This is a genomic window from Kutzneria kofuensis, assembly GCF_014203355.1.
In the GTDB taxonomy this organism is placed as follows: domain Bacteria; phylum Actinomycetota; class Actinomycetes; order Mycobacteriales; family Pseudonocardiaceae; genus Kutzneria; species Kutzneria kofuensis.
Genome location: NZ_JACHIR010000001.1, coordinates 3,155,951 through 3,169,926 on the forward strand (window position 1 = coordinate 3,155,951; position 13,976 = coordinate 3,169,926).

Annotated in this window: 13 protein-coding genes and 1 riboswitch; of the genes, 3 read left to right on the forward strand and 10 right to left on the reverse strand. The window is 71.3% G+C overall.

The annotated features are described in order from the left end of the window. Positions 1–89: 89 nt before the first annotated feature. The 6 genes from typA to BJ998_RS14345 form a co-directional block, all read right to left on the reverse strand. Positions 90–1,991: a translational GTPase TypA gene (typA, locus tag BJ998_RS14320; protein ID WP_184861974.1), complete on the reverse strand. Its 1,902-nt coding sequence runs from the start codon at positions 1,989–1,991 to the stop codon at positions 90–92. A gap of 346 nt (positions 1,992–2,337) precedes the next feature. After that, a complete protein-coding gene (locus BJ998_RS14325) occupies positions 2,338–3,213 on the reverse strand; it encodes an NBR1-Ig-like domain-containing protein (protein WP_312890109.1) in 876 nt (291 codons plus the stop codon). A 114-nt stretch (positions 3,214–3,327) separates the two neighbouring features. Further along, the gene (locus BJ998_RS14330) at positions 3,328–3,672 is read right to left on the reverse strand and encodes a hypothetical protein (RefSeq protein ID WP_184861976.1); all 345 of its coding nucleotides are present in this window, start codon (positions 3,670–3,672) and stop codon (positions 3,328–3,330) included. Positions 3,673–3,793: 121 nt separating this feature from the next. Then, complete coding sequence (locus BJ998_RS14335) at positions 3,794–4,183, reverse strand: (deoxy)nucleoside triphosphate pyrophosphohydrolase (RefSeq protein ID WP_312890112.1); 390 nt, start codon at positions 4,181–4,183, stop codon at positions 3,794–3,796. Positions 4,184–4,185: 2 nt separating this feature from the next. Further along, positions 4,186–5,538, reverse strand: a complete 1,353-nt coding sequence (locus tag BJ998_RS14340) for an ATP-binding protein (RefSeq protein ID WP_184861978.1) — start codon at positions 5,536–5,538, stop codon at positions 4,186–4,188. After that, the gene (locus BJ998_RS14345) at positions 5,535–6,278 is read right to left on the reverse strand and encodes a response regulator transcription factor (RefSeq protein WP_184861980.1); all 744 of its coding nucleotides are present in this window, start codon (positions 6,276–6,278) and stop codon (positions 5,535–5,537) included. The genes BJ998_RS14340 and BJ998_RS14345 overlap by 4 nt, the downstream gene beginning before the upstream one ends. Positions 6,279–6,411: 133 nt before the next feature. On the opposite strand from BJ998_RS14345, the gene BJ998_RS14350 reads away from it, so the two are divergent. Genes BJ998_RS14350 through BJ998_RS14360 form a run of 3 tightly spaced genes read left to right on the forward strand, consistent with a single transcriptional unit; the run spans position 6,412 to position 9,340 of the window. Next, a complete protein-coding gene (locus BJ998_RS14350) occupies positions 6,412–7,509 on the forward strand; it encodes a LolA family protein (RefSeq protein ID WP_184861982.1) in 1,098 nt (365 codons plus the stop codon). Beyond that, complete coding sequence (locus BJ998_RS14355; RefSeq protein WP_184861984.1) at positions 7,506–8,474, forward strand: ABC transporter ATP-binding protein; 969 nt, start codon at positions 7,506–7,508, stop codon at positions 8,472–8,474. The genes BJ998_RS14350 and BJ998_RS14355 overlap by 4 nt, the downstream gene beginning before the upstream one ends. Then, a complete protein-coding gene (locus BJ998_RS14360) occupies positions 8,471–9,340 on the forward strand; it encodes an ABC transporter permease subunit (RefSeq protein ID WP_184861987.1) in 870 nt (289 codons plus the stop codon). The genes BJ998_RS14355 and BJ998_RS14360 overlap by 4 nt, the downstream gene beginning before the upstream one ends. Positions 9,341–9,387: 47 nt before the next feature. Here BJ998_RS14360 and BJ998_RS14365 read toward each other — a convergent pair whose 3' ends face one another. The 4 genes from BJ998_RS14365 to BJ998_RS14380 are packed head-to-tail and all read right to left on the reverse strand — an operon-like array spanning position 9,388 to position 13,767. Continuing rightward, positions 9,388–10,125, reverse strand: a complete 738-nt coding sequence (locus tag BJ998_RS14365; RefSeq protein ID WP_184861989.1) for an aminoglycoside phosphotransferase family protein — start codon at positions 10,123–10,125, stop codon at positions 9,388–9,390. Between the two features lie 41 nt (positions 10,126–10,166). Further along, entirely contained in the window at positions 10,167–11,213 is a 1,047-nt protein-coding gene (locus BJ998_RS14370) for an ABC transporter ATP-binding protein (RefSeq protein ID WP_184861991.1), read from the reverse strand. Beyond that, entirely contained in the window at positions 11,213–12,790 is a 1,578-nt protein-coding gene (locus BJ998_RS14375; protein ID WP_312890113.1) for an ABC transporter permease, read from the reverse strand. The genes BJ998_RS14370 and BJ998_RS14375 overlap by 1 nt, the downstream gene beginning before the upstream one ends. After that, on the reverse strand, positions 12,766–13,767 hold the full coding sequence (locus BJ998_RS14380) for a thiamine ABC transporter substrate-binding protein (RefSeq protein WP_246489213.1): 1,002 nt from the start codon (positions 13,765–13,767) through the stop codon (positions 12,766–12,768). The genes BJ998_RS14375 and BJ998_RS14380 overlap by 25 nt, the downstream gene beginning before the upstream one ends. 73 nt (positions 13,768–13,840) lie before the next feature. Continuing rightward, a riboswitch (TPP riboswitch) is annotated at positions 13,841–13,953 on the reverse strand. Positions 13,954–13,976: the final 23 nt, after the last annotated feature.

The window sequence follows — 13,976 nt, forward strand, 5'->3', positions numbered from 1 at the left end:
GGCGAAGCCCCGTGTGGTCCACAGCCGGGCTTCCGCCGTCAACTATGGACCACACGGGTGAATAGACGTGTGCGGGGTACTGCGGGTTGCTACTTGATGTTCGCGTCGCGGGTCTTGGCGCGGGACCGCTCGCGGCCACGGGTGGTGGAGTCCAGCACCAGCTTGCGCACCCGGACCACGTTCGGCGCGACCTCGACGCACTCGTCGGTGGCGCAGAACTCCAGCGCCTCCTCCAGCGACAGGGTGCGCGGGCGGGCCAGCCGCTCCAGCTCGTCACCGGTGGAGGAGCGCATGTTGGTCAGCTTCTTCTCCCGGGACACGTTGATGTCCAGGTCCTCGGCGCGCGGGTTCTCGCCCACGACCATGCCCTCGTACGCGTCGGCGCCGGGCTCCACGAAGAAGGTGCCGCGGTCGGCCAGCTGGATCATGGCGTACGCGGTGACCGGGCCGGTCCGGTCGGCCACCAGGGAGCCCGAGTGCCGGGTGCGGATCTCGCCGGCCCACGGGTGGTAGCCCTCGAACACGTGGTTGGCGATGCCGGTGCCGCGGGTCTCGGTGAGAAAGTCGGTGCGGAAGCCGATCAGGCCGCGCGCCGGCACCACGTAGTCGAGCTTGATCCGGCCGGTGCCGTGGCCGTCCATGTGCTCCATCCGGCCCTTGCGGTTGGCCAGCAGCTGCGTGACCGCGCCCAGGTGCTCCTCGGGGGCGTCGACCGTCAGCCGCTCGTACGGCTCGCACAGCACGCCGTCGATGGTGCGGGTGACGACCTGCGGCTTGCCGACCGTGAGCTCGAAGCCCTCGCGGCGCATCTGCTCGACCAGGATGGCCAGCGCCAGCTCGCCGCGGCCCTGCACCTCCCAGGTGTCGGGGCGCTCGGTCGGCAGCACGCGCACGGACACGTTGCCGACGAGCTCGCTGTCCAGCCGGGCCTTGACCAGGCGGGCGGTGAGCTTGGTGCCGCCGTTGCGGCCGGCCAGCGGCGAGGTGTTGACGCCGATGGTCATGGAGATGGCCGGCTCGTCCACGGTGATCCGGGGCAGCGGCTCGGGCGTCTCGGCGTCGGCGAGCGTGTCGCCGATGGTGATCTCCTGAATGCCGGCGATGGCCACCAGGTCGCCCGCGCTGGCCTGCTCGGCCGGCTGGCGCTCCAGGCCCTCGGTGATCAGCAGCTCGGTGATCTTGACGCGCTGGGTGGAGCCGTCCTCGCGGCACCAGGCCACGAACTCGCCCTTGCGCATGGTGCCGGCGTGGATGCGGCACAGCGCGATACGGCCGAGGAAGCTGCTCGCGTCCAGGTTGGTGACCAGCGCGCGCAGCGGGGCCTCCGGGTCGCCGGTCGGTGCCGGCACGTGGCCCAGCAGCACGTCGAACAGCGGGTCCAGGTTCTCGCTGTCCGGCAGCGCGCCGTCGGCCGGCTGGTTCAGGCTGGCCTTGCCGGCGCGGGCGGAGGCGTAGATGACCGGCAGGTCCAGCACGGAGTCGTCCGCGCCGACCTCGGTGGCCAGGTCCAGCAGCAGGTCGTGGGTCTCCTCGACGACCTCGGCGATCCGGGCGTCCGGGCGGTCGACCTTGTTCACCACCAGCACCACCGGCAGGCCGGCGGCCAGCGTCTTGCGCAGCACGAACCGGGTCTGCGGCAGCGGGCCCTCGCTGGCGTCCACCAGCAGCAGCACGCCGTCCACCATGGACAGCGCCCGCTCCACCTCGCCGCCGAAGTCGGCGTGGCCGGGGGTGTCGACCACGTTGATCGTGACGACCCCGTCCGGCGTGCTGCGCCGCACCGCGGTGTTCTTGGCGAGAATGGTGATGCCCTTCTCGCGCTCCAGCTCGCCGGAGTCCATGACCCGGTCGACCAGTTCGGCGCGGGCGGCGAAGGCGCCCGACTGCCGCAGCATGGCGTCGACCAGCGTGGTCTTGCCGTGGTCGACGTGCGCGATGATGGCGACGTTGCGAAGGTCCGTGCGGATCTGACTCGCGGTGGCCGTGGGCACGCGAAACTCCTAGAGCGTTGCGAGTGGGAGGTGGGCACCGGCGGCCGTCCATACCCGCGCGTGTCCCCAACCATCGTACCTTTTCCGGGCCGCGGGTTCCGACTTAGGCGAGCCTCACCTATCCTGGTCGGAGTCGAGGACGGGAGTGCGCCGGGTGGGCAAGGTCAAGGTGAAGAAGAAGTGCTGCCGGTCCAAGCCGAGGTGCAAGCGCTGCCCGGTGGTCGCCCTGCTCAAGGCCAAGAAGAAGGCCGCGTGACGCGGATCTCCACCGCGCTTTTCGATCTTGTTCCGCATCGTCGCCGACGGTCGTACTAGGCGTTTCCCTAGTGACAGGCTTCACACCTGATCAGTGCGTGGCTGCGATCACCTTCACGTCGTAGAAGACGCCGTTGTGGTCGGGAAAGACCAGCGCACCCGTCGCGTCCACCATCTTCCACAGGACATGGCACACGCCGACGGCCATCGGCGTCACCGGCACGCTCACGGCGACCATCTGGCCGGGCTCGGCGTCGGGCACCGGCACCCGCGACGGCGAGACGCACTGCATGGTGGTGCCGCCGGCGATGTCCAGGAACCGGCCGTGCCACGGCACCGTGCCGGTGTTCTTGATCCGCCACACCTTCGTGAAGGTCTGCCCCAGCGGCACCTGCGAGCCGTCCGGGTACGTCATGTCGCCGGACAGGCCGTCGCCGCCGAAGCCGGAGGCGTCGCCGGGCAGCGGGTACGGGTCGTGGGATCCCCAGGACGGCAAGTGCCGGAACAGGCGCGGCGCCAGCACGGCGGCGGCCACGAGCACCACCACCGCGGCGATCGCGAGAACCGCCCGGCGGGCCTTGTTCTTCGGAGCAGGCGGTTCCGCTACGGCCTTTTCTTCTTCCCGTACAAGGACATTCGACTGCTTCGACGCTTCGGCGAGTTCGGCGTTGGCCGTCTCCCAACGGAACCGCCACTCCCGGCGGACGTCGTCACCGGGACCGGCGAGACTGCGCACGAACTCCCAGGTGGTCTCCCAGGACGGCAGCACGCGGCCGCGGGTGGCCGCCGACAAGGTGGATTTCGACGCCGCCGCACCGAGTTCGGCGCGCATCCGGTCATAGGACGGGTTCCCGGCGAGTTCCTTGAGCTCCAGGAGGTCGCGGGCGAAGCGGGCCGCCGGACCGTCGCCGGCGTCGGGAACGATGTGCTTGCGCCCTCGTCGAGCCTGATTCTGAGGACCGGTCACGACGGGAATATAAACCACCCGGGGGTATGTCAACGATGCGTGACGGGACGTGCGAGGCGGGTGACCCCTCCCCCGGGGTCACCCGCCTTTCACCTCAGACGGCGCAGTCCCGCGTCAGAGGCTGCAGCCCTTCTGGATACGGACGACGGTCTCGTCGACACCGATGTCGAACTTCTTCTTGCCCGAGGTGCCGCCGTTGGTGACCATGCAGTAGACGGACAGGCGGTCGTCCTGGTCCTTCGTGACGATCCCGGCCGACACCTTGTGCGAGCAGTGGTTGTTGAAGTAGACGGTCACCGTGGTGAAACCGTCGCCCCACGAGTAGTTCGCCTTCGCGTCACTGGGCGAGGTGCACTTGATGCTCGCGCGGTGCGTGTCCGCCATCGCGGCCGGAGCGGCTGCGGCCATCAGGCCCAGACCCAGCGCGGAAGTGACAACAGCGGCAATTGCCTTGTTCATGTTTTCCCCTCATGACATGACCGGGACTCCGGTGCACACATCACAGCCCGGCGGCCGCATCCGGTTCAAGCCGGAAATGTGCGAAGTCTCGTTCGCGCAGGTCAGGGAATTGTTCGGCGGTCTAGCCGAACAGTTTCCGAAGGTCCGGAAGGAACGCCAGGTCGGCTTCGAGCCACGGCAGGTCGTCGAATTCCTCGATGCCGACCCACCTCACCGCGCTGTGCTCGACCGCCACCGGCTCCGCGTTGTCGTCGACAAGTGTGGCCGTATAGAGCCGCAGCACCATTCCATTCCGCAGCGGCACATCCGGCCCGACACTCGGCCCGGCTTCGACCTCCACACCCAGTTCTTCACGGCATTCCCTGACGACCGCCGCTTCTTCGGACTCGCCGGGCTCGACGCGTCCGCCGGGGAATTCCCACCGGCCGGCGTCGGCGCTGGGATACGCCCGCTGCTGGGCCAGCACCTGCCCGTTCCGCATGATCGCGGTGGCGACGACAATCTGGGTCACACTCAGATCCTGCCCCACATCGCCAGCCCGGCCGCCTGCCACCGCACCTCGAACCGCGCACCGCCCTCCGGCGAGTCCGTCACGCGCACGGTGCCGCCGCGCCGCCGCACGGCCTCCGCCACCAGCGCCAGCCCCAGCCCCGCGCCGCCGGTGCCCCGGCCACGGTCGTCCTGCACGCGGTAGAAGCGGTCGAACAGCCGGGTGCGGTGCTCCACCGGCACGCCGGGGCCGTCATCGTCGACGAGAAGCCGCACAGTCGCGCCCGCCGGCAGCACGGACACCCGCACCTGCACACGTGCGTAGCGGATGGCGTTGTTGAGCAGGTTGTTCAGCACGAGCGCCACTTCGCCGGGGGCGCACAGCACCACCGCGCCGGCGCGCGGGGCGTCCACCCGGATGCGAGGGCCGCCGTTGGTTGACAGGCGCTCCGCCGCGGCGATCGCCGCCTCGCTCACGTCGACACGGCCCACCGGCTGCGCTTCTCCGGCGTCGGATCGCGCCAGCGCCAACAGATCGTCCACGAGAGTCGACATGCGCTCCGACTCGTCCGTGACGGCCGCGAGGACCTCCTGCGCGAACTCCGGATCCGGGTGCGCCACCGCGACCTCCGCCTGCGCACGGATGGACGCCACCGGCGACCGCAGCTCGTGCGCGGCGTCCCCGGTGAAGCGCCGCAGTCGCTGGACCGCCTCGTCGCGCCGTACCAACAGGTCGTTCATCGCCTCCGCCAGCGAGCGCAGCTCGTCGTGCGCCTCCGGCACCGGCAGCCGTTCCCCCGGCGGGAGTGCGCCCGCCGCCGCGTGCATGCGCCGTACCGGCCACAGCGACCAGCCGACAACGAACCACGTCGCCACGCCGATCAGCAGCGACGCCAACACCGCCGCGACCGACAGCCAGTCCGCGCCCTCCCTTACCGCCTGGTTGTAGCCGACGAGGTCGGCGCCGGCCGCGACGAGCCGTGGCAGGCCGGTGGGGTCGTAGACGACCTGGCCGATCCAGCGGTGCGGCGGGTCGTCGTCGATGCGCAGCACGTCCCGTCCGGACATCAGCGCGTCGACGTCGTGCGGGCTCAGCATCGGCGGCGGGCCGCCGTCGGCCGGAGCGCCCTCGGAGTCCAGGACGCGCAGCTGCACGTCGACGAGCGCCGAGTGCACCGGCTTGCCCTCGGCCACCGCCGGCACGGCGTCGCCCAGGGCGTTGTGCAGCTCAGAATCCGCCGCGCCGACCAGCAGCTGCCCGATCGCGCCTCCGGCCAGGCGGGACAGCACCAGCAGGCACACCATCGCGAACAGCGTGGCGGAGACGGTGATCTTGGAGCGCAGCGATCGACGCCGCCACCACGCGCGAGGATTCATCGACGCAGCGCTGCGTCCAGCTCCGGAGAGCTGGCCATGTAGCCGTGGCCACGGATCGTCCGCACCACGTCACCCGCGCCCACGGCATCCAGCTTGCGCCGCAGGTAGCCCACGTATACCTCCACCGCGTTGCGGGTGGCCGCCAGCTCGTCACCCCACACCGTGCGCAGCAGCTCGTCCTTCGTGACGACCGCTCCCGCGCGGCTGGCCAGCACCTCCAACACCGCGAACTCGCGGGGGCTCAGCGCCACCGTCTCCCCGGCCCAGCGCACCTCCCGGCCCGCGCGGTCGATCACCAGCTCCCCCACCTTGAGCTGCGCCGCCGCCTCGGCCGACGCACCACGGCGCAGCACCGCCCGCACCTGCGCCACCAGCACCATGAAGGAGAACGGCTTCACCAGGTAGCCGTCCGCGCCCAGGTCCAGGCCGTCCGCCTGGTCCACCTCGCCGTCCTTCGCCGACACCAGCAGCACCGGCGTGTCCACCTGCTCCGCGCGCATGTGCTGCAGCACGCGGTAGCCGGACAGGCCCGGCAGCATGATGTCCAGCAGCACCACGTCGAAGCTGCCGGTCAGCGCCGCCCGCAGGCCGCTCGGGCCGTCCGCCGCGCACACCACGTCCATCCCCTCGGCCGTCAGTCCGCGTTCCAGCGCCCGACGCACCCCGATCTCGTCGTCGACTACGAGCACCCGTGGTCTCACCAGGCCAGTATGGCCACGGCGAAGGCCGCTCTCAGGCATCTCTCAGCAGCTCGGTCCGTCGGCCGGCGCGATGCGGCCCCCGTCTCAGCGTTCTCTCAGCTCCTCAGCCCGGTCTCAGCTGGCCTTCACCAAGCTCGAAGCGTTCACTGGAGACGTGACCGGGAGGGGACCCATGAACGGGAAGAAGGCAGGTCTGGTCGTCGGGGCGGCCGGCGTGCTGGCCGGCGTGGTCGGGCTGGGGGTGCTCGCGATGCCGGCCGGTGCGGGACCCGCCCCCGTGCTGCCGCAGGTCAGCGCTCAGGACCTGGTGCAGTCCGTGCTGACCACCAAGTCGGTGCCGGCGCTGGCCGGCACCGTGACCGCGACCAACAACCTGGGGCTGCCGGCGATGCCGTCGCTCGGGCAGGCGGCGCGGTTCCTCAGCAACGGCTCGACCAGCACGCAGGTCTGGACCGACGGCCAGGGCAAGGGCCGCATCTCGCTGCCCAACGGAACGTCCGAGGAGACCGTTGTGTTCGACGGCACCACGGTGTGGGACTGGACGTCGTCGAACAACACCGTGCGCAAGGAGACCGGCGCGCCGGACAAGGCGCACCCGGAGAAGCCCTCCAGCGGTGAGGTCGCCACCGACCCGGCGCAGGCGGCCAAGCAGGTCATCGCGCTGATCAACAAGGACAGCACGGTGAAGGTGGACGGCACCGCGACCGTCGCCGGCCGCTCCGCGTACGAGCTGGTGCTGGCGCCGAAGCCGACCGAGCGCACGATGCTGCGCGAGGTGCGCATCGCCGTCGACTCGGAGACGAAGATTCCGCTGCAGCTGAGCGTGCTGGCCAACGGCAACGCGCAGCCGGTGGCGCAGATCGGCTTCTCCAAGCTGGAGATCGGCAAGCAGGACCCGGCGCTGTTCACCTTCACGCCGCCGGCCAACGCCAAGGTCGTCACCGGCGACGCGCAGAAGCAGGCCGACAAGGCGGCCGGCGCGGCCAAGGACCTGCCGGAGCCTCAGTTCGTCGGCACCGGCTGGGACACCGTGCTGGTGCAGAAGCTGCCGGCCGGCACCCTGGGCTCCTCGGGCAAGGCCAAGGAGGGCCAGAGCATCGACCCGTCCAAGCTGCTCGGCCAGCTGGGCAAGCGCGTCAGCGGGCCGTGGGGCTCGGGCTACGAGATCAGCACCGCGGTCGGCACCGCGCTGATCCTCGACGACGGCCGGGTCGCCGTCGGCGCCGTGCCCCAGCAGGTTCTGGTCGACGCCCTGGCGAGCGTGAAGTGACCAGCACCTCCCTCGTGGAGCCGGGAGTGGGGGCGGCGCTGGCCGCCCCCACCCTCGCGGCGCGGACTCGGGGCCTGCGCAAGACCTACGGCAGCACGGTCGCCGTCGACCAGGTGGACCTGGACGTGCCCGAAGGCGCCGTGCTGGGGATGCTGGGCCCGAACGGGTCGGGCAAGACGACCACCATCCGGATGCTGCTCGGGCTCGTGCAGCCGACCGACGGCGAGGTGGAGCTGCTCGGGCATCCGATGCCGAGCGGGGCCCAGATCACGCTGCCGCACGTCGGCGCGCTGGTCGAGGGGCCCGGCTTCCACCCGTTCCTGTCCGGGCGGGAGAACCTGCGCCGCGTCGCCTCCGCCGAGCCGCTGATGGAGACGCCGGCGATCGCGTCGTCGGTCGAGGAGGCGTTGGCGCGAGTCGGCCTTTCCGACGCGGCCGACCGCCGGTACCGCGGCTACTCGCTCGGTATGAAGCAGCGGCTGGGGCTCGCCGCCGTGCTGCTGCTGCCCCGGCGGCTCGTCGTGCTGGACGAGCCCACCAACGGCCTCGACCCCGCCGGCACGCGGGAGATCCGGCGGGTCATCGCCGAGCTGCACGGCGCCGGCACCACCGTGCTCGTCAGCTCCCACCTGCTGGCCGAGATCGAGGCCACCTGCACGCACGTCGCCGTGCTGCACAAGGGTTCCGTCGTCGCCCAGGGCGAGCTGGCCGAGCTGCTCGAGGCCGGCGCTCCCGCGCTGATCGTGTCCACTCCGGACGTCGAGCTGTCGCTGGACTCGCTCCGTGACAACGGGATCGCCGCACGGTCCACAGAGGACGGACTGTTCGTCGAGCTGATCGGCACCACCGCGCCGCAGGTGGTTCGGGTGCTGGTCGAGGCCGGTGCCGGCGTGCACGAGGTGCGTCGGCGGCGGACCGGGCTGGAGGAGCTGTTCGCCCAGCTCACCGAGGGGGAGACGCAATGACCGCCGCCGTTGTGGACCGGCCCGCGCTGGACCGCCCGGTCCGGGCGCCGCTGGGTCGGCTGCTCGCGTCCGAGCTGCGCTGGGTGCTTCGCCGGCCTCGGACCATCATCGCCATCGTGCTGCTGTCCCTGGTGCCCGTGCTCATCGGCGTCGGCACCGTCATCGCCGGCAACGCCGGGGCCGGTCCCGGCGGGAACGGGCCCGGCTCGTTGTTCACCATCTTGATCGGCAACGGCTTCGTGCTGCCGGTGCTGTCGTTGACGCTGCTGCTGGCCATGCTGCTTCCGCTGCTCGGCGCCATGTCCGCCGCCGACGCCCTCGCCGGCGAGTCCGCCCACGGCACCCTTCGGGGACTGCTCATCGCCCCCGTCAGCCGGGCCCGGCTGCTCGGCGTCAAGGCCTTCGGCGTCGGCGCCGTCGTGTTCATCGCCGCCCTGTCCATCGCCCTCGTCGGCCTCGTCACCGGCGTCGTGCTCGTCGGCACCGACGGGCTGATCACCCTGACCGGCAACACCCTCAGCTTCGGCGACGCCCTCGCCCGCATCGGGCTCGCCGTCGGATGGGTCACCTTCCAGGTCTGGGCCGTCGCCGCCATCGCCCTGGCCGTGTCCGCCTTCACCGAGCACCCCCTGGTGGTCATGGCCGCCACCCTCGCCGGGGCCCTGGTGTTCGCCATCCTCACCGTCATCCCCCAGCTCGACTGGATCCAGCCGTACCTGCTCACCAGCAGCTGGGGCACCATGACCGACGTCCTCCGCGACCCCATGCCGTGGGACGGCCTGCTCGACAGCACCCTCAAGGCCGCCTGTTACCTCCTCATCGGCCTCTCCGTCGCCTACGCCCGCCTGTCAAGCAAGGACGGCTAGTTGTCCACAGGGTGGCTGGGCTGGTCCACAGCCACCCTGTGCGGAGATCACAGCCGGGCTCTCAGCACGTCGACCTCGCAGCCCGGCGCGGCCGGGTCGAAGCCGTGCTCGACCAGCCAGCGGACCGCCACCAGGCTTCGCAGCGACCACCAAGCGCGGATCACGTCGAGGTCGACGTCGGTGCCGTAGCCGGCGACGACGTCGCCAAGGCGCTCCTCGTGCCCGAGCGTCAAGATGGCGAGGTCGAACAGGGCATCGCCCTGGGCCGCCTCGGACCAGTCGATCACGCCGGTGATCTCGTCGCCGTCGACGAACACGTGGGTGAGCTGGAGGTCGCCGTGCGTGAACACCGGTGTCCACGGGCGGAGCGCGGCCTCGGCGACCTGGCGGTTGCGCGTGACCAGGTCGGCGGGGAGGACACCATTGGTGACGAGCCACGCGCATTCGCCGTCGAGCCGCGCCGCGATCTCGTCGAGGCTCCGACCGGGCCACGGCGGCAGCGGCGCGTCGTGCAGCATCCGTGCGGCGGCACCCGCCGCGGCCCACGCCGCCGACGACGCGGTCGACGGCTCGCCGAGGCGGCCGAGTGCCGTGCCTGAGAGGGCGGCGAGTGCGAGCACGGGCGGCTTGCGCCAGAGGACCTCCGGAGTCGGGATCGGCGCCATGGCCATCGCCTCGACCTCGACGTCGATGCGCGTCTGATCAGGGTCGATCTTCAGGAACACGTCGCCGACACGCAGGGTCGCACGCTCGTTGTGGGCGACGACGACCTCGACCTCTTCCATATCGGCGAGTATCGCGGGGACGATCAGCGGTGTCGCCGGGTTTATCGCGTACGACCGCGCGCCTGGCCGGTGAGGGCGATGCCGTCGGGGTCGAGGGCGAGGCGGATCGCGTCGCCGGGTTCGGGGGCGCCGGCGACGGGGGCGACGGCCTCGACGGGGGCGGTGGGAACGCCGTCACCGGTGAGCTGGACGAGCAAGCGGGCGTGATCGCGGCGGTGGAGGCGCTGGACGACCTCGCCGTGGACGAAGCCGGCCGGGTCGGTGCGCAAGGCGTTGGCACGAAGGCCGAGTAGCACGGAACCATCGCCGGCGCCGGGCAGCGGGACCGCGCCGAGGGGGCTGCTGACCAGGTCGTGGTCGGCCTCGGCGGGCACGAAGGTGGTGCAGCCGAGGAAGCCGGCGACGACGTCGTCGGCGGGCCGGCGCCAGACCTCGTCGGGCGGCCCGACCTGGCGGATCCGGCCGGCCTGCATGAGGGCGACACGGTCGGCGAGGGTGAAGGCCTCGTCGTGATCATGGGTGACGACGAGAGCAGTGGTGCCGGTGGCGCGCAGCAGGGCGGCGAGGTCGACGGCGAGCTGCTCGCGCAGGGCACGGTCCAAAGCGGACAGTGGCTCGTCGAGCAGGAGCAAGCGGGGCTTGGGAGCCAGGGCCCGGGCCAGCGCCACCCGCTGCTGCTCGCCGCCGGAGAGCTCGGTGACGCGGCGTTCGCCGTAGCCGGCAAGGCCGACGAGCGCCAACAACTCGTCGACGCGGGCGGCGCGCTCGGAGCGGTCGACGTGGTGCATGCGCATGCCGAACGCGACATTCGCGGCGACGTCCCGGTGCGGGAACAACTGCCCGTCCTGGAACACCAGCCCGAAGTCCCGCCGGTGCACGGCGACGCCGGCCAGATCGACGCCGTCCCAACGAATCGTGCCGGCGGCGGGCCGCTCCAGACCGGCGACGGCCCGAAGCAGCGTCGACTTGCCGCAGCCGGACGGACCGAGCAGCGCGACAACTTCGCCGTCGGCGACACTGAGGTCCACATCGGACACGGCGGCGATCGCGCCGTAGCGCACGGACAAGCCCTGCAGTTCCAGTGCCATCAGAACTCCCCAACCGCCGGCGTCAACCGCTCGATCAGCACGACGGCGAGCACGGTGACCAGCATCAACACCACGCACGCCGCGTACGCCATCTCGTTGTTCAGCTCGCCCGGCCGGGCGATGAGCCGCGCGATCGCCACCGGCAGCGTCGGCGCGTCCGGCCGCGCCAGGAAACTCGTCGCGCCGAACTCACCCAGCGCGACCACGTATCCGAAGCCGGCCGCGGCGATCAGCGACCGCCAGGCCAACGCCAGGTCGACCTCGCGCCACACGCGGAACGGCCCGGCGCCGAGCGTGCCGGCGGCCTGCCGCAGCCGCTCGTCGATCGCCCGCAGCACCGGCAACACCGTCCGCACGATCAGCGGCGTGATCACCAGGGCCTGCGCGAACGGCACGAGCAGCGGCGATGTGCGCAGGTCGAAGGGCAGATCGCCGAGCGTGACGAGGTAGCCGAAGCCGACCGTCACCGCCGACACGCCCAGCGGCAGCATCAGCGCCAGGTCCAGCGTCTCGCCCAGCACCGCACGTCCTCGACGGAGCTGCGACAGCACGACGGCCGCCGTCACGCCCAGCAGCATCGCAAGGATGGTGGCGTCGGTCGCCGCACGGATCGAGTTCCACGCCGCGTCCCAGGCCGAAACCTCCAGCGTGCCGGAATCGCCGGTGCCCGCCAACGCCCGCCAACCGTCCATTGTGGTCAGTGACCGGGCGACAAGGCCGACGATCGGCACCAGCAGCGCGATCACCACGACCAGCGCCGCGCCGACCACGATCCATTCGCCGCCGACCGGCCGCCGTGCCGTCTCCAGGCGACCCCGCAGCTTCAACGCCGTCTCACGGCGTCGACGCGCGAACGCGCCGATCAGCAGCACCGCGATCACCGCGACCACCTGCAGGATCGACAACGCCGCCGCGCCGGGCAGGTCGAACAGGTCGACCGTGCGGAGGTAGATCTCCGTCTCCAACGTCCGGTAGCGCGCCCCGCCGAGCATCAGAACAACGCCGAAACTGGTGGCACAGAACAGAAACACGACCGCGGCAGCCGACCCGATCGCGGGCGCGATCGCCGGCAGCACCACCGACGTGAACGCCCGCCACCGTGACGCGCCCAGCGCCCGAGCCGCCTCCTCGGCCCGCCGATCCGTGTGCGCCCACAGCCCGCCGACCGTCCGCGCGACGACCGCGACGTTGAAGAACGCGTTGGCCAGCACGATCGACAGGACGCCACCGTCCGGCAGCAGGGCCCGAAACGCCAGGCCCACCACCACCGTGGGCAGCACGAACGGCACCAGGATCAGCGTGCGCACCAGGCCCACACCCGGCAGTTCGCAGCGCGCCATGACGTACGCGAGCGGCATGCCCGCGAGCACCGCCACCAGCGTCGCCGCGGCCGCCTGGCCGAGCGTGAACGCGACGAGCCGCCAGGTCTCGCCGCTGGCCAGCACGTCCGCCGCGCCGCTGCCGCCGAGCCCGATACCCACGATCGACACCACCGGCCAGGCGAAGAACAGGCCAAGGAAACCGATCGGGACCAGCGCCAGCAGCGGCAGAACTAGCCTTGCAGCAGCGTTCGGCACTGCTGAACCCACTTCTCCCGGTTGGCGTCCACCTGGTCCGCCGGCAGCTGCGCCGGCGCGTCCGGCAGCGGCGCCGCCGTCTTCCAGGCAGCCGGCAGCGACACGCCGGACCGGGACGGGTAGACGTACATGCTGCCCGGCACCTGCTCCTGGAACTTCTGCGAGATCAGGAAGTCCAGGACCTTCTTGGCGTCATCCGGGTTCTTCGCGCCGGCCAGCACGCCCGCGTACTCGACCTGGCGGTAGCAGGTGTTCAGCAGGGCCTTGGTGCGCGGCTTGCCGTCGTCACCGATCTCGTCGGCGGGCGAGGAGGCGTAGGACACCACGATCGGGCGCGGCCCCTTGCCCGAGGAGCCGGAGAAGTCCTGGCTGTACGCCTCGTCCCAGCCCGAGTCGACCTTGACGTCGTTCGCCTTGAGCTTAGACCAGTAGTCCGGCCAGTTGTCCGCGCCGAACTGCTTGATCGTGCCCAGCAGGAACGCCAGGCCCGGCGAGGAGGTGGACGGGTCCTCCACCACGGTCTGGCCCTTGTACTTCGGGTCGGTGAGATCGGCATAACCGGACGGCGCCGGCCGGTTGTGCGCCGCGTACCAGCCCGTGTCCACGTTCAGGCAGACGTCGCCGACGTCGATCGCCGTCAGCCGGTGCGAGTCGTCGAACTGGTACCGCTGCGGGCCCTGGCTCGCGTCAGGGCTGGTGTACGGGGCGAAGACGCCCGCCGACACCGCCCGGGAGGCGAACGTGCTGTCCACTCCGTACGCGATGTCGCCGATCGGGTTGGCCTTCGTCAGCACCAGCTTGTTGGTCAGCGCGCCCGCGTCGCCGTTCATGCTGACCTTGACCGTGATGCCGGAGGTCTTCTGGAAGTCCGCCCACAGGGTCTTGTCGACCGCCCACGAGTCGTGGGTCACCAGCGTGACCGTGTGCTGGCTCGGGGCCTGTTCACCGCCGCCGACCAGCGAACAACCCGCCACCATCGTGGCCGTCAGCGCCAGCGCGGCCAGCCGTGCCGTCCGGGTCAAGTTCTCCTCCAGGTGACCTCGTCGCGCGAGGTCGCCCGTAGTGCCTCCCTCCACCGGCATGATCCGGATCAGGTGCTTACGGTCGAGAGCTCGCCCGCTCTCCTCTCAGCCCGGCGACACCGGACTCCCGTGGCTCACCCGGAGCTTACGCTGCGTTCCGGCGT